Consider the following 23,851-nt stretch of genomic DNA (forward strand, 5'->3'; position numbering starts at 1 on the left):
TGTTATAATAGCTTTATACCTATGAACCAACAATCAAGTGACCTCCTGGGTCAACGCACCCAACGGATACAAAACATGAAGAAGCTTCAGGAACTGGGTATCAATCCCTACCCTGCCACATCTCAAAAAGATGTATTTCATCAGACTGTAAAGGACAGTTATGATGAATATCAGGGGAAAACTGTCACTCTTGCAGGACGGCTTACCGGCAAACGGGAACACGGGAAACTGATTTTTGGTGATATACAGGATCAGAGCGGCTCAATCCAAATTGCCGTTAAGAAAGATGAACTTACTGAGGATATTTCCAAATCTCTTCTGGGTTGGAAAGAGCTGAAACTGATTGATATCGGTGATTTTGTACAGGTTGCGGGAATAATTGATAAAACTCAACAGGGGGAAATCACGTTGTTTGTAAAAGAATTCAAACTTCTTTCCAAGTGTCTCAGACCCTTTCCGCAGACATTTGATGATAAAGAGCAGCAATTCAGAAGACGATATGTCGATCTCGTGGTCAATCCCGACCGCAAGCGATTGTTTGAACGAAAAGCCATTTTCTGGAAAGCAAGCCGTGACTTTATGAACGATCATGGATTCATGGAAGTTGAGACTCCGGTGCTGGAGCATGTCACGGGAGGCGCAGATGCTCAGCCGTTTGTCACCCACCACAACATGCTTGATCAGGACTTTTACCTTCGTATCTCAACCGAACTTTATCAGAAAAGATTGATCGGAGGAGGATTTGAAAAAATATATACGATCGGACCGAATTTCCGGAATGAGGGGCTGTCAGATGAACACTTACAGGAATATTATCAGCTCGAATGGTATTGGGCATATGCAGATTACCGTGACAATATGAAACTGGTAACCGATCTTTTCAGATATCTTGCACAGAAGATGTACGGCAAGACGAAATTTTCCTCCCGCGGACATGAGTTTGACCTCTCTGACGAATGGAAGGAAGTTGACTATGTCCGGGCTATCAAAGAAAGATTTGATGTCGATATTTTTGAAGATACCGAGGAAAAAATGCTCCAAAAACTAAAAGAAGCAGGAGTTGAATTGTCAGGAGTTGTGAACAGAAACAGACTAATTGACAACCTCTGGAAAGTCATCCGCAAGGACATCGCCGGTCCGGCATTTCTCGTGAATGAACCGGCTTTTATGTCTCCTCTTGCAAAAGCCAAATCCGATGATCCGCGTCTGACTGAAAGATTCCATGTCATCATTGCAGGATCTGAGCTCGGCAACGGATACACGGAGATCAACGATCCGCAATATCAGTTGCAGCAGTTTCTTGGACAGCAGGCTCTTCGGGAAACGGGTGATGAAGAAGCACAGATGCTTGACATTGATTTTGTTGAGATGCTTGAATACGGCATGCCGCCTACAAGCGGTTACGGACAAAGCGAACGGATTTTCTGGTTTTTTGAAGATATTACCGGTCGGGAAGGCACCCTCTTTCCTCAACTCCGCAATGAAGTAGATAAGATCACGAAGGAAATATATCCTGAGGTGAAATTCGTTCAGGCTGCAAAACAAACAGCAAGATCAACCGATTCTGACGATCTTTCAGGATTGCCGACACGTGAGGAAGCTCATAAGCTGCTTGAAGAACATGTAAAAGAAGATTATCAAAAGCTTCATGCCAACATGACCGCACGTGCTATGGAACTCTATGCAAAAGAATACGGTCAGAATGAAGACTTGTGGTATATCACCGGACTGCTTCATGACCTTGATTATTTTGAACATCCTGACGAACATCCCAATGAATCACTGAAATGGTTTGCTGACTGGAAGTATCCGAACAGCATGATTCATGCTGTGGCGGCACATGCTCATTCATCCGGAAGGACTGATGTTGCACCGCAGACACAGCTTGATTTTGCCCTTATAGCTTGTGATGAACTGTCCGGGCTTCTCTATGCCTACAGTCTGATGAGACCGACAGGCTTTGACGGAATGGAAGCAAAGTCCGTGATGAAAAAATTCAAAGACAAGGCATTCGCAGCAAAAATCGATCGTGAAGAAATAAAACTCGGTGTCGAAGGGCTGGGTGTAGATCTTAAGGAACACATGCAAAAGCTCATTGATGTCTTCAGTCAGATGCCGGAGTTGAAGAAGTAAACTCACGATACATCAGGATCTCATCAATATATTCATCCCGATACCAGACACCGCCGGGAAGTTTTCCGTAATCCTTGAAACCGAGCTTTTGGTATAGGTTATGCGCTCTGTCATTGAGAGAATATACGTAAAGAATGATAAGCCTGATCTCCGAGAGGTATTTTGCACCTTCTTCGAAAACTGTTTTTGCCATTTCCTCACCGAGACCGACGCCGCGATATTCAGGAAGGACGGAAATTCCGAATGTTGCAATATGTCTGGCACGACGTCGGCTGTCAGTCTTCCTTTCTAGAGACACTGAACCGATAACTTTATCTTCTGCCACGGCAATAATTAAGATGCAGTCTTCCTCTTCCATCCCTTCAAACATCCGGGTAAGATACAGTTTTTCATCTTCCTCTGTGACGACCTCACCAGAAAATGTAATAAATGTATCTTCAGAAGACATGGTATTGATAAACTCTCTCATCCCTTCCTCGTCTCCCCAGGAGGGATATCTCAAAATCACTTCCCGGCCGTCTTTTGTAACTATTCGTTTTATTTCCTCACCGAGATGGATATCTGACATATTTATCAATAATGGTTATAAAATATAAAAAATTGCTTATTTTTTTAAAATTCTTGCAAATTTATTCATATTTTCTATTATACTTTAATGAAACTTATTATAATCTGAATAAATGTTCTGATATAAACTTATCCTGTACTCTATGAAAAAACTATTGCTTTGTCCTCCTACCTTCTATGATATCAGGTATGAGATAAACCCGTGGATGGATCGCAACAACGCAATCGATAAGACGAAAGCACAGGAAGAATACAATACACTTACATACGCATATGACCAGCTGGGGATTCAGTATGAAGAGCTCGGATGTGTCGAAGAACTTCCGGATCAGGTATTTACCACGGATCTCGGTCATGCCGAAAACAATATTTTTATCAAAGCAAACTTCAAGTATTCTGAACGGCAAAAAGAAGCCGACATAGCCGAAGAATATTTCAAACAAAGGGGATTTGAAATAAAAACCTTACCTGATGATGTCTACTTCGAAGGAGGAGACTTTCTGAAAATGGGAGAGATCTACCTGTTCGGTTACGGAAAAAGATCCTCAAAAGATGCGACTGCTCATCTTTCGGACATATTAGGAAAAGAAATACTCTCACTGGAACTGCCTGATGAATATTTTTATCATCTCGACACCTGTGTCGCACCACTAAACGAAGATACCGTGCTCGTACATGAAAAAGCGCTAACAGACGAAGGGCTTGCACTCATTAAAAAGCAATTTAAAACTGTCATTCCGACATCCGAAACCGACAACAACAATTTTGCCTGCAATCTGGTCACATTCGAAAACGACCTCATCATGACTCAAGGAATCTCCAATGAACTGAAAGATATACTCACCCACATGGGCTTCCGTATCATCACAATTCCCATGTCCCAATACCTCAAAGGCGGCGGCAGTGTCCATTGCGTAAGCATGGAGATTTTTGAGTAAAATAGGAAGTCAAAATGAAGTATACGCATTTTGAAGATTCATAAAGATATAATAATATGAGCGCAGTAATCAAAATATATCTTTTTATAACTGCCATCCATTACGTACTGGCTTTATAAAAAGTATATTTTGTGTTACAAGCGAATTCATACAACACGAAACGTATGAATAAGTTACGAAAGATATGGCACTCATAGGGAACTAACATCTATGAGTAAATGGGGAGGAGATCAGCTTCGAGTAATTAGGAGTTATGACTGGCAGTACAATAGAGATCTTATGAAAAAGATACGATCTCTATCAGACTACAATCAGTCAGATGTAGCACAAATCAGAAACGATGTTCTGACATTTGCAGAGAAGTACGGGATACAAGCTGCAGTTGATGCATATGGGATATCACGAAGGACATTGTTTCGATGGAGGAAGAGACGGCGAGATTCAGAAGGGCAGTTGGATAGCCTGATACCAGAGACAACCAAGCCAAAGACACCCCGACGTATGGAGACTCACCCGAAGGTCATATCCTTTATCAAAGAGATTCGAGAACAATACTTTTGTTTGGGAAAGGAGAAGATCAAGCCCTTACTTGATGAGTATTGCCTACAGGAAGGAATTTCAACTATATCTGAGTCAACCATTGGAAAAGTGATCAAAAGACACAACCTGCAGCGCAAGACCTACCGGATCTATCACAATCCAGCAAGTGGCTTTGCAAAACGGAAAGTAAAGTACCGACAGAAGGTCAAGCGGTCTCCCAAGGTGGAAGATACCGGATACATTGAGATTGATACCATCACGAAGTTTGTACACGGAATCAAGCTGTATGTCTTCAATGCAGTGGACATCAAACTCAAATTCCAGTTCTCCTACGGATACTCAAAACTCAACAGCCGAAACGGTGCTGATTTTATGAGAAGACTGGAACTAGTATACCCAATACAAGATGGTATAAAAACCATACAAACAGATAACGGCCTCGAGTATCTGGGAAACTTCCATGACTATCTGGAAGAAAACAATATCCCACACCTCTTTATCTACCCCAGATGTCCCAAGATCAATGCCTTTATTGAGCGAGCAAACAGAACACTCCAGGAAGAATTTATGAACCCCTACATCTATACCAAGTGGACCGGTATCGGATCATTCAATCGTCACCTTATTGAATACCTCGTCTGGTACAATACAAAGCGAGTTCACAAAAGCCTGAACAATATTTCACCTATGGATTACCTATTATCTATTTTACCTAAAGAGTGCCATATGTATGGAACTCATACAACGTATTTACAAATTTTGTAGTATCATTTATAATAGTTTATGGAGGAACATCAAAATCTACTTAACAACCTCGCAGAACTCCACGCCCACATCGGGTCATCAATCGCACCGCATGTATACTGGCATATAGCCAATAGTGAAGGTTACAAACTTCCCAAGCGCGATTATCACGAATTCGTAAATCATATCGTACTCTCAAAAGACCGCAAGATGACATTGAAAGAGTACCTTGATGATATCTATCATCCGATTCTCGATAAGCTCTCATCCGGTACCCTCGCTCTTGAAAAGGCAGTATATGAAAGTCTCGGTGGAGCATACCGTTCAAACAGTATTAAGCTCTATGAGCTTCGAGGAAATCCGATGAAGCACAATAAAGAAGGCGAAGTCGATCTGGACCATGCGATTATGGCCATGCTTCGCGGAATGGAACGGGCACTTCTTGAGTACCCAAAGCTCCGAGCCGGACTCATTTTCTGTCTTGACAGACAGTTTTCGTATGAACAGAACAAAATCATTGTCGAAAAAGCAATCAAATACCGGCACCGCGGGGTAATCGCTATCGATTTTTCAAACTACAACAAAAAAGGTTTTCACTTCAAAGATTATGTCTCTCTCGTCGAGCACGCACGGGAAAACGGTCTGAACATCACGGCCCATTCAGGAGAAACAGACGATACAAATGACATGTGGGAACTCATCGAGTATATCAACCCTGACCGTATCGGCCACGGCATAAAAGCAGCATATGATAAGAAACTTATGGCGGAACTTGCAAAACGGGGAACTTTCCTTGAAGTCTGTCCTATGAGCAACTTATTAACTAAAGCAGTCAAAGATGATAAAGAGATGCATTTTATTCTCAATACGCTATACGAAAGCGGTGTCAAATTCTCAATAAACACCGACTGGCCCGAAACTCTTGAAAACGGACACTTGAGAAAACAATATGAATACGTTCTTGAGAAAAAAATGCTGACACAGGAACAGGCCAAACAGACAATCGAGTGGGGATTTGAAGCTTCCTTCATACCGATGAAGGAAAAAGAGAGCAATCTCTATTTATAAGTCATTTCTTTTGCCGATGCAATTCACCAATAACTACCCTGAAAAAATAATTTCAGACGGAATAACCTTTGATGACGTTCTCCTTCTCCCCGGTTACAGTGATTTCAGACGGCAGGATATCACCCTTACGACACGACTTACAAAAAATATCAGCATAGATGTACCTCTCGTGTCCTCCCCCATGGATACAGTCACTGAATCAGCTCTTGCTATCGCTCTCGGAAAAGCGGGCGGGATCGGGATCATCCACCGAAATCTCACCCTTGAAGAGCAGGCAGAAGAAGTAAAAAAAACAAAAGAAGCAGGTGTGAAGGTCGGGGCCGCAATCGGGGCAAGTCCCGGTTTTGAAGCACGGGCCGAAGCTCTCGTCGGACAAGAGGTCGATGTTATCGTAATTGACACTGCACACGGTTATGCTGATTACATCATTGAGACAATTAAATACCTGAAAAAAACATACCCGAAAACAGATATTATTGCAGGAAGCATCGCAACATATGACGGAGCAAAAGCTCTCATCGAAGCAGGAGCTGACGGTCTTCGCGTCGGAATGGGACCTGGGGCAATCTGTACCACCCGTATCATTTCCGGGATGGGTGTCCCGCAAATCACTGCCATTCTTGAAACGCATCGTGCGGCACATGATGCCGGCGTACCTGTCATAGCAGACGGAGGCATCAAATACTCGGGAGATATGGTCAAAGCATTCGCGGCAGGTGCCGAAACCGTGATGATGGGAAGCTTTTTTGCTTCATGTCAGGAAGCACCGGGCGAACACATCGAACTTCCTCCTGATCAGGTGCCGTCACGCTTTAAAAGCATTCTCAAACAGAAAAAATCTTCATATACATTCAAATCATATCGCGGAATGGGTTCGATTGCTGCCATGCAAAAAGGAACCGAAATCAAGTCAGAAGATGAATTTCACGGAAAAAGTTATAAAGATCGGGTTCTGGTAGCTGAAGGCGTCGAAGGCCTGGTACCGGTAAACGGACCTGTACAATCAGTAGTTGATCAGGCAGTCGGAGGAATCCGGTCAGGTCTTTACTACATCGGAGCAAAAACAATCAAGGAAGTACGGGAAAAAGGGAAGTTCATCCAGATCACTCAGGCATCACTCACTGAAAGTCATCCGCACGATATTTTGGTGACCAATCCGGGTGAAAACTACTAATTACTTATTGAAATATGTCAATTGCACTAGCTGAAGTTCCTTCTATATCTGAATATGATAGCCGTATAGCAGATATTATAGAAGGAAGCGAACTCGGATATATTTACAATCACCCTGACAAGAGACTGTATGAACCAATTCCGAATCCCGATCAGTTCGTGGCAGAAGCATGGAACGGATACCAGGGGCCTGTCGGCGTATATGTCCATGTTCCGTGGTGTACGGACAAGCCTGCCCCTGCAACAGATGCCCGACGTATGGCCGAACACGGCGTCATTTCTTCAGGACGTGATCATTTATGCTCATATTGCAATCTGTACACGGCGGTCGGAAGAGATGTTCCGAATTGGTATGCTGCATCCGTACAACAGGAGGCTGCGATGTATAAACCTTTACTGGGCGGAAATGTTGAAGCACAGTCCCTCTACTTCGGCGGCGGATCTCCAAGTATTCTCTCCGTTGAAGATATGAGTGAGATGATTCGGGCAATTGAGCAAACGGTCGGACCTGTAGACTTTGCCCACGAACGGGCAATTGAGGTAATTCCTGATTCCGTTGATTTGGCAAAACTGCAGGAAATGAGAAAGCTGTTCAATCGAATCAGCGTCGGAGTTCAGTCATTTGATCCGCAAGTACTGAGAAATACCGGTCGGGCATATGATCCCGGCCTTGCTCAGGAAGTAATACGAAATGCATTCTCAGCCGGCTTTGAGGATATAAACGGAGATCTGATCATCGGACTTCAGGGCTCATCAGCTGAGACATTTCAACAAGATCTCGAAACGATGATCGGCAGTGGAGTTACGACAATAACACTGTATCCTAATATGATTCGTCCCGGAACACGTGCCGGGAAAATGGCACAGCATGGTCTCATATCATACCCTACAAGACAGGAAGTCACGGAGATAACTGACAGAGCAGCCGAACGGTTGCAACAGGAAGGATATCGAAGATTGTCACTGACTTGCTGGTCAAAAACAAAAGGATATCAGCAGGGTGAACAAATTTACTCAGGTATTCCGATCATCGGATTCGGGGCGGGGGCAAGAAGCTACGGACCGAATGCTCATTATGCACTTCCCTACTCTGAAGATGTACGGTTTATCAACAACAGTATCGCACGTTGGAAACAGGGCATTGAAGCCGGTCATTTTCCGGATATGCACGGTATTGTCATGACTGACGACATGAAACAGCGGTCACATGCCATCCTAGGACTCATGTCACAGGAAGGTGTGAAGACAGAGTTTTTACAAAATCACTTTTCCGGACAGCTTCAGGCACTCATGAAAGCCGGACTTGTAACAGTCGAAGATGAAGCTGTGCATTATACGGACAAAGGAAAGGCTCACAGCGGAGCTCTTTCCGAGATATTTTTCTCTGAGGAAGATAAACAAATACTAGCAATGAAGGACTCAGTCAGACAACATTAACGTATTCATATTTTTTATGATTATCATTATCGATTTCGGATCCCAAACAACCCACCTTATTTCCAGAAGACTGAGAGAGATTTCAGTTGAAACAAAAATTGTAGAGCCGGAAGACTTTTTTGCTGAAACAAAGGATCTTTCGTATGACGGGATCATTTTTTCGGGCGGTCCTACCAGCGTCTATGAAGAAGGCGCCCCGACAATCGATAAAAAAGTTTTTGAAACAGGCAAGCCGATTCTCGGTATCTGTTACGGAGAGCAGATTATTGCTCATGTCCTCGACGGAGAAGTCAAACCAGGAAAGAAAAAAGAATACGGGCCGGCGACCTTGACTATTCTGAAGGAATCTCCCCTCTTTGACTTCAGTCATCCTGAGGGAGGAATGACCGAAGGATCCAGTCAACAAAAACGAGATTCTTCGCATCTGAATGACATACAATCATTTTCCGTCTGGATGAACCACGGAGATGAGCTTGCGCAGATTCCAAGCGGATTTGAGAAAATCGCCGTCACGGAAACTATTCCGTACGCAGCAATTGCAGATGAAGAAAGAAAAATCTACGGAGTTCAGTTTCATCCCGAGGTAGTCCATACTCAATTCGGACTGCAAATACTAAAAAACTTTGCCGGTATCTGCGGCCTGTCACCGAAAGACCAGCCCATCACTGAAGAGTTTGTGAACAAACAAATTCAGGATATCAAAGATTCTGTCGGAGAGGCACAGGTCATCGGAGCACTTTCAGGCGGAGTTGACTCCTCTATCGCCTGTCTTATGGTACATAAAGCCATCGGAGATCAGTTTACGGCAATCTATATCGATTCCGGACTGATGCGTGCAGGTGAGACGGAAGAACTTGAAAAGGTCTTTAAAGAAAACTATCAGATGAATGTCAAAATCGTGTCGGCTGAAGAAGAGTTTTTGAACAACCTCGAAGGTGTCACTGATCCGGAGAAGAAACGAAAAATTATCGGAAAGACATTCATTGATGTTCTTGAAAGAGAAGCAAAAAAGCTTGATGCAACGTTTTTGGTACAGGGAACCATTTATCCTGACGTCATCGAAAGTGCAGGTACAAAGCATGCCAAGAATATAAAAAGTCATCATAATGTCGGCGGATTGCCGGAACATATGAACATCATGCTTCTTGAGCCTATTCGTAATTTTTATAAGGATGAGGTTCGTGCAATAGGAAAGATTTTAGGTCTTCCGAAGGAAATAACCCATAGACATCCGTTTCCCGGTCCGGGTCTTGCCATACGGACTATTGGAGAGGTTTCTAAACAAAAACTTGAAATTTTGAGGAGAGCTGATAGAATTGTGCAAGAGGAAATCAAAAAATCCGGAACGGTTGATGATTTCTGGCAGGTTTTTGCAATTTTTACCGGAGTTAAAACTACCGGCGTACGCGGAGACGACCGTGCATACGGCGAAACGATTGCTATCAGAGCAGTTGAGTCAAAGGATGTCATGTCAGCAGGTTTTGCAAAACTGCCGTGGGAGCTTTTAGAAGCAATCAGTGTACGGATTGTTACAGAAGTTACCGAAGTCAATCGGGTTGTCTACGACATCACCAACAAACCGCCCGGAACAATAGAATGGGAATGATCCTCTCAATAAGATTATGGCAGTAGGAGTTGAAAAAGGAACGCCGATCATCAATCAGGTCATCCCTGATCAAATCACATCTTCTCTCCCTCCCTTGGGAACAACCAATCCTCATAAAGTCAAAGAGTTTGCTGCCGGCATGGGTATGCCTATCAAACTCCTTCAAACAGTAGAAGTCGACGTTGATGAAATCCAGGATGAATCTTTGGAAAAAGTAGTTGAGAAAAAAGCAAAAGCGGCATATGAAGCAGCAGGCGGAATTCCTGTAATTGTTGAAGACACCGGACTAACGATTTATGAAATGTCTGATATCTGTCAGCCTCCTTTTGTCAAATTCTGGGCAGGTGACCGCAATAAACGAAAAAAATTATGCAAAATACTTGACGGAGAAGACCGCAGCGCACAAGCCGAAACAATTTATGCCGTTTATGACGGACAGGAAGTCCAGTCAAGAAAAGGAAGAGTAACCGGCCGTATAGCGGAAAAACCCGTTGGCAATCCGGACTTCGGCTGGGATGATATTTTTATTCCGGACGGACAGGAAGCACTTGAAGGATGGGAAGAGGGATCGGAACCCCGAACATTTGCTCAGATGTCACTGGACGAAAAAATGGAGCTTTCAATGAGACAGGAAGCCATCAGGAAAATCCTTGAGGATCCCTTTTCAGTTGGAATCTGGGTACACGCACTGGCAAAAAGCCTAGATATGGAACTTGACTCAATTGATGAGGAATACTTTAAAGGTGAAGCAATGGCACAGGCCAGGAAACATGCATTCGGTCTGAGGTCACTCGGCGGGATGCAGGAAAATGAAAGTCTGACAATTGAAGAAGAAGATCTGCCTCCGTTTTATGAAGTACGTCTTCATGAAGACATCTGGCAATATACCCATGATCCCAGTTCACCTGACCTCGGACTTATCGTAAACGGATACGATCTCCGAAAGCTGCCCAACGGTCAGCCTACCCGGCTTGTCATCAATCCCGACGGAAGACCGAGCTTCATGCAGCATGAGGCCGATTCATACAGACGCGCTCTTGCCGAGCGGGCATATGAATACTCGATTCATCATAATCCCGAAATGTATGCAAAACTGAGACAGCTGATGAAGGAAAAAACTCCGACAAGACCAAATCAGAAGTCTCCTATCCTCGAAGCGCTTCTGGGTCAAAACGGCCAAAACGGACATGAAATTACACCTCAGGAAGTCGAAACATTTTCAGTCCCCGGATTTACAGATCTTGCTTATGCAAGACAGTACTCCGAAGAAAGTCAAAGCCGCACAGCCGCTGCAATGAATCATATTCTAAACAGAAACGGCGTTCCGACATCGGTATTTGCTCTCGGCGGGATGCCGCCGGTGACAGGATCACGGGATGTCGTGACGACCGCAGCACTATCATTCATGAGGTCATATATCCCGCACAACAGTCTGTTTGTTGATTTTGACAGACGGAAAAAGATGTTTGATGAATGTAAAACCTATGTTGAGGACATGATCCCTGGCGAAGAAAATGATGACATCAGAAAGCTCGCAGTCGCACAGATCGGTGTCTGTGTCAGCGGTAAAGATATTGAAGCAATTGCAAATCAGACGGATGAACTTATTCAGTCAGGATGCGGAAGTTTGCGAATTTATACAACAAACCCCGGACCTGAAGTTGTTGATGCCGCCCGCGCAATCGGAAAAACGGTAAAAGAAAAACGCGATCCGAATGAAACACTGCCGTTTCATCTGTGTGTCGGACCTATCGTTGATATCAAACAGGCAGAAGAGCTCCTGAAAGTATCCCAGGAATACGGCATTGCCCTGACGTTGCTTGGAGGACACGGTGGAGGGGAAAACTGTACTTCACTCGAAGGAGGAGCGGCTGCAAATGCTATTGAGATCATCTACGGACTCTCAAAACGAGAAGAATTTAACGATGTATCACTCGGATTTGAAGGCGGATTGGGAACATGGTTCGGTCCTTGGATGGGGAGAATAGAACAGATATCAAAAGACGGAAGCATGGTACGCGGTTGCGTCGAGACTCAAGGAGGACTCAGCATACTGCATAAATCCGGTGCACCGGTCCAGCCGTACTCCGGGACTGCCAGTCCGTGGACACAAATGGTCGAAGAAGCACTCGGCCTTGCTGATCGCACCAATCCTGCAGGACAACTCAAAAATGATGAAGGAAAACCCGGATATATGAAAACTCCTCACTGGGCAGTAAGTATTACCCATTATTTCTATGCGATGCGAAGTATGCTTGGGCGTACCCTTGCGGATCAGCGTGCAAGTTCGATTGATGAAATAATCGCAAATATCAAGGATGACGGAGATAATCATCGTGCCGCAAGCCCCGGATCAGTAGCAACGGCAAAACCACATCGCCCTCAGATGTGATACAGTTATTGGGACAGCTTTACCTGCTGAGTTCCTGCACCTTTTGCACCGCATCTTCTACCGTTCCGTCATTCATCACGACATGCTCAAATAAATGCCCGAATTTTTCCCAGTCTGACCAATCTCTTTCAAGTCTCTGGAGGAATTTCTCTTTTTTTGCCGCAAATTCTTCAGGATTTCGGCCTCTCACCCGATGATACAAGGTAGTAAGTGCCGGAACTCCGACATAAACCACGAGCGTTCTCTCTTTAAGAAGTGCAGCTTCTTCGGCAGAGAAATTATCTTCAAAGAATGTATCGGTTTGTGCTGCACGACTGGGGTCAATACGCCAAATGGTATTTTCACCCGCAAGTACTCTTTCAAAAGGCTCTCTCGTTGTCCCTTTATAATCAGGAGGCTGTCCTTCTTCCGCATAATTAAAATACTCTGCAAACTGACCCGCCGCAATCATTTCCTCAAATTGGGTTAAAGACACGAAATTGTAGTCTATTCCGTCGACCTCTCCCGGTCGAGGATCACGGGATGCATATGTCACAATCCGTTCGGCATCAAACCCCGGGATTCTCATGACTTCATTGCTTATTGTATCTTTTCCCGCACCAGACGGACCCGTCATAACGAGAAGCATTCCACGTGAGGCAGGTTCGTATTCTACTTGAGGTTTTAGGGTTTCCATTAATGAAGAATATTAACGAAAAATTCCGTTCATTGCAATAGTTTTTTTCGAGGATCTGTAAATTGTCCCTTCAGGCATGACCGGATACACTCCGGTCGTACATCCGCCGCAGTATCCGTTTGCAGCATATATCTCCCTGCTTTGTTCGGGTATTACGAGGTCTTTAGCTGAGCATTCTTTTGCTGCCATGAGCATACCTTCATTACTGACAAATGCTACACTGTCTGCTCCCAGGTACTCAGCCATTTTCTGCCAGTCATTGTCAAACATAGCAGCAAGAAGTTCATTGCGGGAACGGAAACTGACTCCCAGATGACAGGGATACTGCACGGGCGGAAAACCGTATCTCCAGTGTATTTCGCTTGCACCCAGTTCACGAAGCATTCGCGTCACTTCACGGGCGGTATTTCCCCTTACAAGACTGTCATCGCCTATCACCACAACCTTGTCTTCCCAGATTCTATAGTCATCTACCGGCATCAGCTCCCCCCCTCACCAAGGCAGCAATTCCTGACATCCGTACATCCTGCATAAAAGTCCTGGTGATTTCCTCGTCTCCGTCATAATGACTTCGGATGACTGAGGGATAGTACGGTTTCTTCATCCCGTTTGCCAAACCCGCTGCAAACGGAACCCCGGAGTCCGGCATGCCGACCACAAAATCCGCGTATGGGACAGGAGCTTCCTGAGCCGCAATTTCTCCGGTCCTCATCCTGAATTGTCCGACAGAAAGCCATTGGTCAGGAGGCTGTCCTTCATAGGTCGGGAAACGGCTGTTCGGACTCGAAAAATATGCCGGTTCGAACATACAGCTTTGTCGAAGTGACGGATCACTTCCGTCCCGGAGTATCGACGTCCCGTCAGGACTGATTTTCAGTACGGATCCTGGTGCAAATTCACCGAGGACTGTCGATCCGATTTTTTGAAGTGCCACAGTTTCCGAAGCGACAATGACGCCTTCGCCGTTTCGGTACGAACCGACAACGAGCGGATGCAGTCCGAACTGATCCCGAATGATATATGCATCCTTCCCCGATCCGATGATCATATTGTTGGCAGATACTGCAATTTCCGGAAGCTCTGCAAACCTTCTGATCCTTTCGTCCATGCTTTCTCCCTGGATAGAGGCTAAGGTATGTGCGGCAAGAACAGTATCACTTACATTTGCATCCGTAACTGCCGGACAGTACTTTTTCAGCCTATCGGGGTTTGGGATATTTCCGTTGACTGCGACATGAACTTTTTGGCCGTTTATTACGATTTCCACAGGCTGCATATTTTCTGATCCGTACCCGCCGCTTGTTCCGTAACGCAGGTGAACCATACCCCATTGATTCTTCCGTTCGCTTTCCAGATCATGCGGAGAAATCGCATCACGAAGTAATCCTGCACCGGTGACCCGAAAACCGGTATCTGTCGCGACACCTGCACCGTTCTGTCCTCTGTGCTGCAAAGCATAGCCTATTTTCAGTAAGTCTTCCTGAATGTATTGAGGATCATAGGTATAAATAAGTCCTAGTCCACATTCATGCTGGGGTCTGTCGTCTTCATGCTTATGAAGAATTTCTGCTGGCATATTTTATAGGTTAATTATAGAATGGTATTGTCCGATTGTGAACCATTTATTACATTTTATGAACGAAATTTCATTCCACAAACTGTCCTGGTCAGATCTCGAAAAAGACTGCCTGGATCTTTACCATACTCAGTTAAAAGATATTAAGGTTGATCAGATCGTCTCAATTTGCCGGGGCGGCGATATTGTTTCCCGTATCTTCTCAGATCTGTTGGGCTGTCTGCCGATATCACATATTACGCTTACTTCATATAAAGATATGAAAAAGCAAAAAGTACCGGTTATCACTGAAGAACCGCAGAAGGATTTATCCGAGAAATCTATTCTTGTCATCGATGAAGTTTCCGATACCGGAGCGACTTTTGAAATCGTCACTGATTATTTTAAAAAACGCGGCGTGAAAAAGGTCTATACATTGTCTCCGTATATCAAACCGCATACCACTTTTATTCCGGATTTTCATCAAAAAAGCCTGGATGCCTGGATAGTCTTCCCATATGATGTCCGGGAGACCGCGGAAGGATTTACAAAGATGCTCGGATCCGTCAAACATGCAAAAGAAAAAATGCTTGAAATCGGTTTTGAGGAGTGGGAGATCGAACGGATTATCGAATAATCTTTTTCGTTGAATCCTTTTTACGTAGGAGATAGACAGCAAAACCTATCACAAAAAGACTGAGTACCAGGGTAAATACCGTATTAAAATAATCAACACTCCGGCCGTTTGCAAGATCAAGTATTCCCGAGATATCAACAACCAATGCCATAACGATTACGGCAATTAAAACAAAGCGTTTCATCCTTTTAGTATAATGCCAATATGAATAAAATTCTAATCGCGACATCCAATAATGCAAAGCGTGAAGAGATTACCTACGGACTCAGGGATCTTGTCGCACAAGGATTGCAGATCTTAACACTCAAAGATGTCAACGTAACAGGTGAACCTGTTGAAGATGGTGAAACGTTTGAAGAAAACGCAAAAATAAAAGCAGCCTTCTATGGCAAACAGGTCAATATGCCGGTCATCTCAGATGACGGAGGTCTGATGATCGACGCCCTGGAAGGACAACCGGGAGTTAAGTCCCGCCGCTGGCCGGGATACGAAGCGACTGATAAAGAACTCATTCAGTATGCCCTCGATAAAATGAAGCATATCCCCGAAGAAAACCGCACTGCCCAACTGGTGACATGCATCTGTCTGCATTTTCCTCAGAGCGATGAATACTTCTGTGAACAGGAAGGGATAGACGGCAGAATCACAAAGGAGGCCCTTACCTGGGATACCAACGGGTATCCCTATCGGGCTCTTTTTGTTGTGAAAGAATACAACAAGTTTTATGACGAACTTACCGAAGAGGAACATCATCAGATAAATCATCGTCTGAAAGCCTTAAGACGGCTCAAAAAGCATATAAAAGAGAAAGTTATGGTGTAAAATAGTGTTATGAACGCAAATTCCTTCTTTCTGTATTTCGTTTTGCCTGCATTTACGATCTTTCTCATTTTTACTAACCGGTATTATTACTCAAAAAAAGATTCCCGGCGTATGCGCTTTAATATGCGGGAGGATTTGTTTTTCGGAAATATTGTCGGCCCGATAGTCGGACTTATCGGGATATTGGCTCTTTATGCGAAAATCCTAAATATTCAGTATCTTTCGCAGCTCCGCTGGGAAATTCTTGCGATTTTTACAATCACGCTCATGTCCCTCCTTCTCGGAATCGGATTGGGAGGTCATATTGCGGCAGTCAGCATCGAAAAAAGTCTGAAAAATAATAAGTTTACGGAGGAAACCGATCATATTTTGTTTTTCTTTCACTGGCCGTTCGGGCATAAGCTTACGTATATCCCTGCTGCACTTGTAATTTACGTCATCGTTCTTCTTGATTTGTTTAAGGGAAGTCCTGAGATACTTAGACCTCATCAGGAAATAATATTGGGTATCTTTGCGACGGGTCTTGCGATTGCGACATCAATTTCATTTGTCATAACTCATGTGACCCGTATCATGTTTTATACTCTGCTCGTTCTCGTCTCGGGACTGTTTTTCGTGCTGCGCTACGAAACGGTCACTTTGAACGAACATCCCACGTCGTTCTTTTTCGTCATCCTGTGTGTAGCAATCCTGATTATGATGGCAATTTATCGATATATTCATCATTTCTCAAAACCACTGCACTCCTACATTCAGTCCAAATTCCCCGACGGAGATAAGGTAATTGAGGACTAAGTTGTGATACAATAGGACAATATGATCGATATCCAATATATCCGCGACAATGCCGACAAGGTAAAAGTTGCGGCAAAAAACAAAAACAGAGAAGTTGATATTGATCGTTTGCTTTCACTTGATACCGCGCGTCGGGAGCTTATCCAGAAATCTCAGTTGCTCCGCGAAGAACGCAATCAGATAGCTTCACAACGACCTCCTTCCAAAGAACAGATCGAACGCGGAAAAGCCATCAAGGAAGAACTGAAACATATTGAAGAAGAACTCAAAAAAACGGAAACTGAATTTAATGAACTCATGCTGTATATCCCCAATGTCCCGCTTGATGAAGTGCCGATAGGTCATGATGAAACTGCAAATAAGGAACTAAAAAAATGGGGGGAACCAGCAAAGTTTGATTTTGAAATAAAAGACCATATCACTCTCGGCACCGAACTTGATATCTTCGATCTTGAGAGAGGCTCAAAAATTTCCGGCTTCCGCGGCTATTTTCTGAAAAATGAAGGCGCAATCCTCCATCTCGCGCTTCTTTTTTATGTATTCCAGAAACTGAGTAAAAAGGGTTACACCCCGTTTATAGCTCCCTCCATTGTAAAGAAATTTACTCTTTTCGGTTCAGGTCATTTTCCCTGGGGAAGTGAGCAGGATGTTTATAAACTGAATGAAGAAGACATGTATCTGTCGGGAACTGCCGAAATTCCGATTACAGCCTATCATTCCGGTGAAGTTTTGCAGGAAAAAGATCTTCCGAAACGATATGTTGGTTTTTCACCCTGCTTCAGAAAGGAAGCCGGAGCGTACGGGAAAGACACAAAAGGGTTGTACCGCCTGCACGAATTCTGGAAAATTGAACAGGTGATTTTAGGAAAAAATGATTTGGACGAAGCAAGGAAAATTCATGAAGAACTTGAAGAAAATGCCGAAGGGATTTTGCAGGATCTCAAGCTCCCTTACAGGCAGCTGCTCATGTGTACGGGAGATATGGGTGAACCGCAGCTTAAAAAATATGATATCGAAACCTGGATGCCTTCGAGACAGGGATACGGAGAAACTATGTCCAACTCAATCATGGGAGAATTTCAGGCAAGACGTTTGAATATAAGATACAAAACAAAAGATGGAAAAACTGAGTATGTGTATACATTCAACAATACCGCAGTGGCATCGCCCCGGATTTTGATTGCAATTCTGGAGAATTACCAGCAGGCAGACGGAACTGTCAAAGTCCCTGAGGTACTTGTGCCGTATACCGGTTTTGACGTCATAAAGAAGAAATAATCAGTCCTCAATTCTGAAGACTTTATGAGATGAGGTTTCCCCTTCAAGTAATATAACGGCAGATTTCGCAACAGAAAAATATTCAGCAAGTATTTCGATAACTTCCCTATTCGCTTTACCTTTTTCAGCGGGAGCATGTACTTTTACTTTGAGTACATCCGTTACCTGAGAAATTCCCGAGATCTTTGCTTTGGGAATGACCTTTACCCGGATGATTTTGGGCATACTTTAGATATGAAGAGCAATTTTTTCTGCCATTTCCTGTGTTCCCAGCGGAGAATCCAGTACGATATCTTTTGTACCGTATCCTTCTTCCAATGTTTTCTCAATTGCCTGCCGAATCGCCTGAGCTTCTTCCGTCAGGTTAAAGCTATGTTCAAGCATCATTGCTGCAGATAATATTGTTCCTATCGGATTTGCACTGTTTTTTCCGGCCGCTTTCGGATAGGAACCGTGTATCGGCTCATACAGCGAAGTCTTCTCACCGATTGACGCTGACGGCAACATTCCGATTGACCCCGTGATGACAGATGCTTCATCTGTCAGGATATCCCCGAACATATTCTCAGTAAGAATGACGTCGAAAAGTGAAGGATTTTTAATAATCTGCATCGAAGCATTGTCAACAAACATGTACTCCACAATCACGTCAGGGTACTCTTTCGACATATGCCTCACAGTCTCCCGCCACAACCTGGATGTTTCCAAAACATTTGCTTTGTCAACAAGAGTCAGATGCCGGTGCCTTTTTTCAGCCAGTTCAAATGCAAATTTTGATACCCGTGTTATCTCTGATATGGAGTAACTGGAGGTATCAAATGCTTCCGTGCCGTTTTTCCTCCGTCCTCTTTCCCCGAAGTAAATTCCTCCGATAAGTTCACGAATGACGACAAAATCAGTTCCGTCAACTATAGATTTTTTTAAAGGGGAGGTATTTACCGTCGCGGAAAATGTCTGGATGGGTCGGACGTTTGCATAGAGCCCGAGTGTTTTTCTCATGTTCAGAAGTCCCTGTTCCGGACGAACCGCCGCAGACGGATCGTTGTCGTACTTTGGATCGCCGATTGCTCCGAAAAGAATGGCATCCGACTGAAGACACACCTGTTCGGTTTCTTTGGGGAACGGATCACCGGCAGCATCGATTGCCGCACCGCCGATAACTGCATTTTTGTAATTAAATTCATGTCCGAATTTCAAACCGACTGTATCAAGAACGGTAACTGCTGCCTGTACAACCTCAGGGCCGACACCGTCGCCGGGAAGAAGAGCAATATGTGTTTTCATAAGCTCCTATTTTACTAAAGTTTTATAAGAATTGGGTGCCTTTTATTCGTAACGCAGAGTATCAAGAGGATTAATTTTTGCGGCACGACGGGCCGGAAAATAGCCTGTGCCGAAACCGATAAAAATCGAAAAGCACAACGCAAGAACGATAAACCAGGGCGGTGTATAAAAGATATCAATCCATTTTCCTCCCAAACTCAATGCAAGCACATTAATCAGGATATTAAAGATTACGGTAAATAAAAACCCGAGAATAAGCCCCGCTATTCCGCCTCCGAGACCCATAAAAACCGACTCAGCTAAAAACATTTGCTGTATCAGCTTATCAGTCGCGCCGATCGATTTCATAATCACTTCTGGACCCGTTATTAAGGATTGTCTCATCACCGGAAAAGTTACCGGAAATTGCCGCATCTCTGGCTACATTTTTAACCGCGCTTCCCGGGAATCTCACCGTTACGTTGGAGTCAACAGTAACGTCATCTGTAGCTCCGGGGATTGCATCATTACTCCAGTTTTCCGGATCCGTCCAGAATGCTCCGTCGCCTCCGCCATCCCATGACACGGATGCTGCTTGGATAGAAGGAGATACAAAAATGAATAGGAAGAAGATGGCTGTTGTATAAATAATCGTTCTTATGTTCACGGTGATGTTTCGATTTTGATTTTGATTTCTCCTGATGTTGAATTGTCTATTCCCGCTGTCTTTGAATAAAATTTCGTCCAACCTGTGGCATTGGAGTTATTAATGGTAGCATCGGTATCCGCTCCGCCCGACCAGTCAGACTGAGTAAAATACAAAGTCAATGCATATATTTGGTTGACGAAATAAACTGCCGATCCGAAGACAAAAACCACTATAGCTAGAGCAATAACATACTGAAATTTTCTTGCGATACCCAATGAGGAAAGATATGAAGTTACTGAATTAAAAAAAGTAAAAATATTCTTCGATGTAGCTTTAGGTGATCGGAATAGGTCAAAAGAGGCTCCTTTTTGCAGGTTTTTTTTGCAGTTTTCTGCAAATGTTTTAGATATATCCCAGAGCCTCAATCCCATTATTTCAGTATAGCCAATTTCCGCTTTCAGATCAAGGGTATTTCTTACTGTTTTCTCACATTGGCAAACACTCGGGATCGGCCCTTTTCGTACTCAATTATCTCTGTCAAACTGCTTGTCAGGTATCCTACATCATCGAAACCGTTTATAAGACACATTTTTTTGTAGGGAGAGATGTCGAAAAATTCCTTTTCCCCGCTCTTTATTAGTTCGATAGTTTGTTCGGGAAGATTCACAACGATTGTTGTTTTCACGTCCTGTTCAATAGCTGCAAAGAGCTTCCGCAAAAAATTTTCAGAAACCTGTACAGGAAGAAGATAGTTATTGAGTGCATTGCTTTTGAAAATATCTGCAAAAAAACTGGAAATAACGACACGGAAACCATAATCAGAGAGCGCCCAGGCAGCATGCTCGCGACTTGAGCCGCATCCGAAGTTTCGGCCGGCTACCAATATCTCGCCAGTATACGTTGGGTTATTCAACACAAAATCTGCTTTAGGTTTTCCGTCAGTATAATACCGCCAATCACGGAACAGATTTTCTCCGAAACCTTCTCGGGTTGTTGCCTTCAAAAAACGTGCCGGGATAATCTGATCCGTATCGATATTCTCGATAGGTAAAGGCACCGCCGTTGATGTCAGTATTTCAAATTTTTTCATAAGGCTAATAACTCACGGGGATCAGTGACTACACCGGCAATAGCAGTTGCCGCTGCAGTCAAAGGAGATACGAGCATAGTGCGAGCACCCGGTCCCTGCCTTCCCTCAAAATTTCTATTACTTGTCGAGACGCAATATTTTCCCGGCGGAATTTTGTCTTCATTCATCCCGAGACAGGCCGAACAACCCGCACCACGAAGCTCAAATCCTGCATCAGTAAATATTTTATCGAGACCTTCTTTTCTCGCCTGTTCCAGTACCTGTGTCGATCCCGGTACAAGAATCGCCTTTATATGATCTGCTTTTTTTCTGCCTTTAAGAATTTGTGCAGCAAGACGGAAGTCCTCTATACGTGAATTTGTGCAGCTGCCGAAAAATACATAATCGACTTTCTGGCCGATCATCGGTTGCCCTTCCTGCAAACCCATGTACTGCAGTGATCTCACTAATTGTTTACGGTCCGATTCTGTATTGAATTCATTTGATTGCGGCACGTGCGCCGTGACTCCTACACCCATTCCCGGATTGGTACCGTATGTAATCATCGGTTCGATATCTTCTGCATTAAAAACTTCAACGCGGTCATAGACGGCACCTTCATCCGACGGGAGCGTTTTCCAATATTCAATTGCTTCATCCCAGGCTTTTCCATTCAGCATATATTTCCGTCCTTTCATATATGCAAAGGTCTTTTCATCAGGTGCAATCATTCCGCCCCGTGCTCCCATCTCGATACTCATATTGCAGATTGTCATCCTGGCTTCCATCGAAAGATCACGGATTGCCGATCCCGTATACTCGACAAAGTATCCGGTTCCTCCTGACGCACTCAGCTTGGAAATGATATAAAGAATTATATCTTTCGCGACCACTCCTTTTCTCAGTTTTCCGTTAACTTCAATATTCATAGTCTTAGGTTTATATTGAAGGATTGCCTGTGACGCAAGTACCTGCTCTACTTCACTGGTCCCGATACCGAATGCGATTGATCCGAATGCTCCGTGAGTTGATGTATGACTGTCACCGCAAACGATTGTCATCCCGGGTTTAGTAACACCAAGCTCGGGTCCTATGACATGAACAATACCCTGCCAGGGATGACCAAGTCCGAAAAGTTCGACACCGAATTCGCGACAGTTCTTTTCAAGCATCTGTACCTGTTTCCGTGAAAGCAATTCTTTAATCGGAAGATGCTGATCTTTTGTCGGTACATTGTGATCTGCTGTCGCCCATGTGCGGTCGACTCTCGATACAGGGATACCTCTTTTCCTCAGTCCGTCAAAAGCCTGAGGGGAAGTAACCTCATGAATAAAGTGAGCATCGATATACAGAACGGAAGGAAATCCCTCCTCCTGCTTGACTACATGTGCATCCCAGATTTTGTCGAATAATGTTTTCGGTTTCTTCATATTATTTTTTCTGATTTTCAGGTCGGAGTTCCCGAACTTTTGCCCCGGCCTGCCACATTTCCATATTTCTGAGTTCTTCCAGTTCCTTTTCCAGTTCTTCACGATAATTCGGATCACTGTTCTTCTCAAGAGTTCGGCGAGCTTCTTCTCCAGATTCGACACTCTTATAAAGCTCTTCAAAAACAGGTGCTGTCGCATCACGGAATTTGTCTTTCCAGTCAAGAGCTCCCCTCTGTGCTGTAGTTGAGATATTGGCAAGCATCCAGTCCATCCCTTTTTCGCCGACCAGGCGGATAAGGCTTTGCGTCAGTTCTTCAACTGTTTCGTTGAATGCTTCACTCGGTGTGTTACCGTGTTTTCTCAGTTCATTATATTGTGCTTCAAAAAGTCCCTCAAGAGCACCGACCAGAATACCGCGTTCACCTGTCAGATCACTAAACACTTCCTTTTCGAAAGTGGTCTCAAACAGATATCCTGAACCGACCGCAATCCCGAGAGCCTTGGCTTTTTCTTCTGCTTTCCCTGATACATCCTGATGCACGGCATATGAACTATTGATACCGCTGCCGTCTAGGAAATTCCGACGGACCGTAAGTCCTGAACCTTTCGGTGCAACCAATACAACGTCAATATCTTCCGGAGGAACGACCCCCGTCTGATTACTGTAAATTACTGCAAATCCGTGGGAAAAATATAATGTTTTCCCTTTCGTCAAATGCGGTTTCAGTTTGGGCCAAAATGCCTTTTGTCCGGCATCAGACAACAGATACATAATAATTGTTCCTCTTTCTGCCGCCGCTTCTATCTCGAAAAGAGTTTTCCCTTCAACCCAGCCGTCTTTGACTGCCTTATCCCACGACTGAGAACCTTTTCTTTGACCGACAATGACATTGATTCCATTGTCCTTCATGTTCAAAGCCTGTCCAGGGCCCTGCACACCATACCCGAGAACAGCCACAGTTTCATCTTTTAATACTTCGCGAGCTTTCTCCAAAGGAAATTCCTCACGGGTTACGACGTTTTCCTCAACGCCACCGAAATTCATTTTTGCCATAATAAAAACATAAATTAATAATCAA

25 protein-coding genes are annotated in these 23,851 nt (G+C 44.1%); 12 read left to right on the top strand and 13 right to left on the bottom strand.

All coding sequences use genetic code 11. The features are described 5' to 3' along the window. Positions 1-21 precede the first annotated feature (21 nt). Positions 22-2,133, top strand: a complete 2,112-nt coding sequence (lysS, locus tag IPM65_07140) for a lysine--tRNA ligase (protein QQS43878.1) — start codon at positions 22-24, stop codon at positions 2,131-2,133. Here lysS and IPM65_07145 read toward each other — a convergent pair. Further along, positions 2,105-2,701 carry a GNAT family N-acetyltransferase gene (locus IPM65_07145; protein QQS43879.1) on the bottom strand — a complete coding sequence of 199 codons (597 nt, stop codon included), beginning with the start codon at positions 2,699-2,701 and terminating at the stop codon, positions 2,105-2,107. The genes lysS and IPM65_07145 overlap by 29 nt on opposite strands. Before the next feature lie 142 nt (positions 2,702-2,843). On the opposite strand from IPM65_07145, the gene IPM65_07150 reads away from it, so the two are divergent. From IPM65_07150 to IPM65_07180, 7 genes are all read left to right on the top strand, one after another. Continuing rightward, the gene (locus IPM65_07150) at positions 2,844-3,638 is read left to right on the top strand and encodes a hypothetical protein (GenBank protein QQS43880.1); all 795 of its coding nucleotides are present in this window, start codon (positions 2,844-2,846) and stop codon (positions 3,636-3,638) included. A gap of 210 nt (positions 3,639-3,848) precedes the next feature. After that, positions 3,849-4,943, top strand: coding sequence for a transposase (locus IPM65_07155; GenBank protein QQS43881.1), 1,095 nt, complete (start codon positions 3,849-3,851; stop codon positions 4,941-4,943). Positions 4,944-4,961: 18 nt separating this feature from the next. Beyond that, positions 4,962-5,990, top strand: a complete 1,029-nt coding sequence (locus tag IPM65_07160; protein QQS43882.1) for an adenosine deaminase — start codon at positions 4,962-4,964, stop codon at positions 5,988-5,990. A gap of 16 nt (positions 5,991-6,006) precedes the next feature. Then, positions 6,007-7,164, top strand: coding sequence for an IMP dehydrogenase (locus IPM65_07165; GenBank protein QQS43883.1), 1,158 nt, complete (start codon positions 6,007-6,009; stop codon positions 7,162-7,164). Positions 7,165-7,178: 14 nt separating this feature from the next. After that, positions 7,179-8,600: a coproporphyrinogen III oxidase family protein gene (locus tag IPM65_07170; GenBank protein QQS43884.1), complete on the top strand. Its 1,422-nt coding sequence runs from the start codon at positions 7,179-7,181 to the stop codon at positions 8,598-8,600. Between the two features lie 16 nt (positions 8,601-8,616). Further along, a complete protein-coding gene (guaA, locus tag IPM65_07175) occupies positions 8,617-10,206 on the top strand; it encodes a glutamine-hydrolyzing GMP synthase (GenBank protein QQS43885.1) in 1,590 nt (529 codons plus the stop codon). A gap of 16 nt (positions 10,207-10,222) precedes the next feature. Continuing rightward, positions 10,223-12,598, top strand: a complete 2,376-nt coding sequence (locus tag IPM65_07180) for a non-canonical purine NTP pyrophosphatase (protein QQS43886.1) — start codon at positions 10,223-10,225, stop codon at positions 12,596-12,598. Between the two features lie 19 nt (positions 12,599-12,617). Here the strand turns inward: IPM65_07180 and IPM65_07185 are convergent, their stop codons facing one another. From IPM65_07185 to IPM65_07195, 3 genes are read right to left on the bottom strand one after another with little or no spacing between them, the layout of a single operon-like run. After that, positions 12,618-13,274 carry a hypothetical protein gene (locus IPM65_07185; protein ID QQS43887.1) on the bottom strand — a complete coding sequence of 219 codons (657 nt, stop codon included), beginning with the start codon at positions 13,272-13,274 and terminating at the stop codon, positions 12,618-12,620. 12 nt (positions 13,275-13,286) lie between these two features. Then, the gene (locus tag IPM65_07190; GenBank protein ID QQS43888.1) at positions 13,287-13,754 is read right to left on the bottom strand and encodes a hypothetical protein; all 468 of its coding nucleotides are present in this window, start codon (positions 13,752-13,754) and stop codon (positions 13,287-13,289) included. Then, entirely contained in the window at positions 13,741-14,850 is a 1,110-nt protein-coding gene (locus IPM65_07195; GenBank protein ID QQS43889.1) for a hypothetical protein, read from the bottom strand. The genes IPM65_07190 and IPM65_07195 overlap by 14 nt, the downstream gene beginning before the upstream one ends. Positions 14,851-14,908: 58 nt before the next feature. Here IPM65_07195 and IPM65_07200 point away from each other — a divergent pair, with 58 nt between their 5' ends. Next, positions 14,909-15,466, top strand: a complete 558-nt coding sequence (locus IPM65_07200; GenBank protein ID QQS43890.1) for a hypothetical protein — start codon at positions 14,909-14,911, stop codon at positions 15,464-15,466. On the opposite strand, the gene IPM65_07205 is transcribed toward IPM65_07200, so the two are convergent. Continuing rightward, complete coding sequence (locus tag IPM65_07205; protein ID QQS43891.1) at positions 15,456-15,650, bottom strand: hypothetical protein; 195 nt, start codon at positions 15,648-15,650, stop codon at positions 15,456-15,458. The genes IPM65_07200 and IPM65_07205 overlap by 11 nt on opposite strands. Before the next feature lie 20 nt (positions 15,651-15,670). Here IPM65_07205 and IPM65_07210 point away from each other — a divergent pair, with 20 nt between their 5' ends. From IPM65_07210 to serS, 3 genes are read left to right on the top strand one after another with little or no spacing between them, the layout of a single operon-like run. Continuing rightward, positions 15,671-16,288 (top strand): non-canonical purine NTP pyrophosphatase, encoded by a 618-nt coding sequence (locus tag IPM65_07210; GenBank protein ID QQS43892.1) that lies wholly within the window; start codon positions 15,671-15,673, stop codon positions 16,286-16,288. Positions 16,289-16,297: 9 nt separating this feature from the next. After that, positions 16,298-17,083 carry a hypothetical protein gene (locus IPM65_07215; protein QQS43893.1) on the top strand — a complete coding sequence of 262 codons (786 nt, stop codon included), beginning with the start codon at positions 16,298-16,300 and terminating at the stop codon, positions 17,081-17,083. Positions 17,084-17,104: 21 nt separating this feature from the next. Further along, positions 17,105-18,361 (top strand): serine--tRNA ligase, encoded by a 1,257-nt coding sequence (gene serS, locus IPM65_07220; GenBank protein QQS43894.1) that lies wholly within the window; start codon positions 17,105-17,107, stop codon positions 18,359-18,361. Here serS and IPM65_07225 read toward each other — a convergent pair whose 3' ends face one another. The 8 genes from IPM65_07225 to ilvC are packed head-to-tail and all read right to left on the bottom strand — an operon-like array spanning position 18,362 to position 23,826. Beyond that, positions 18,362-18,586: a DUF167 domain-containing protein gene (locus IPM65_07225; protein QQS43895.1), complete on the bottom strand. Its 225-nt coding sequence runs from the start codon at positions 18,584-18,586 to the stop codon at positions 18,362-18,364. Between the two features lie 3 nt (positions 18,587-18,589). Continuing rightward, positions 18,590-19,645: a 3-isopropylmalate dehydrogenase gene (gene leuB, locus IPM65_07230; protein ID QQS43896.1), complete on the bottom strand. Its 1,056-nt coding sequence runs from the start codon at positions 19,643-19,645 to the stop codon at positions 18,590-18,592. Between the two features lie 42 nt (positions 19,646-19,687). Beyond that, the gene (locus IPM65_07235; GenBank protein ID QQS43897.1) at positions 19,688-19,993 is read right to left on the bottom strand and encodes an FtsX-like permease family protein; all 306 of its coding nucleotides are present in this window, start codon (positions 19,991-19,993) and stop codon (positions 19,688-19,690) included. Next, on the bottom strand, positions 19,971-20,291 hold the full coding sequence (locus IPM65_07240; GenBank protein QQS43898.1) for a hypothetical protein: 321 nt from the start codon (positions 20,289-20,291) through the stop codon (positions 19,971-19,973). The genes IPM65_07235 and IPM65_07240 overlap by 23 nt, the downstream gene beginning before the upstream one ends. Continuing rightward, positions 20,288-20,704, bottom strand: coding sequence for a hypothetical protein (locus IPM65_07245; protein ID QQS43899.1), 417 nt, complete (start codon positions 20,702-20,704; stop codon positions 20,288-20,290). Before IPM65_07245 ends, IPM65_07240 begins: the two co-directional genes overlap by 4 nt. Positions 20,705-20,748: 44 nt before the next feature. Next, on the bottom strand, positions 20,749-21,363 hold the full coding sequence (leuD, locus tag IPM65_07250) for a 3-isopropylmalate dehydratase small subunit (protein ID QQS43900.1): 615 nt from the start codon (positions 21,361-21,363) through the stop codon (positions 20,749-20,751). Beyond that, on the bottom strand, positions 21,360-22,772 hold the full coding sequence (gene leuC, locus IPM65_07255) for a 3-isopropylmalate dehydratase large subunit (GenBank protein QQS43901.1): 1,413 nt from the start codon (positions 22,770-22,772) through the stop codon (positions 21,360-21,362). The genes leuD and leuC overlap by 4 nt, the downstream gene beginning before the upstream one ends. 1 nt (position 22,773) lies before the next feature. Next, complete coding sequence (ilvC, locus tag IPM65_07260) at positions 22,774-23,826, bottom strand: ketol-acid reductoisomerase (GenBank protein ID QQS43902.1); 1,053 nt, start codon at positions 23,824-23,826, stop codon at positions 22,774-22,776. Positions 23,827-23,851 lie beyond the last annotated feature (25 nt).

Source organism: Candidatus Roizmanbacteria bacterium, assembly GCA_016700135.1.
Classification (GTDB): domain Bacteria; phylum Patescibacteriota; class Microgenomatia; order UBA1406; family GWC2-37-13; genus UBA1450.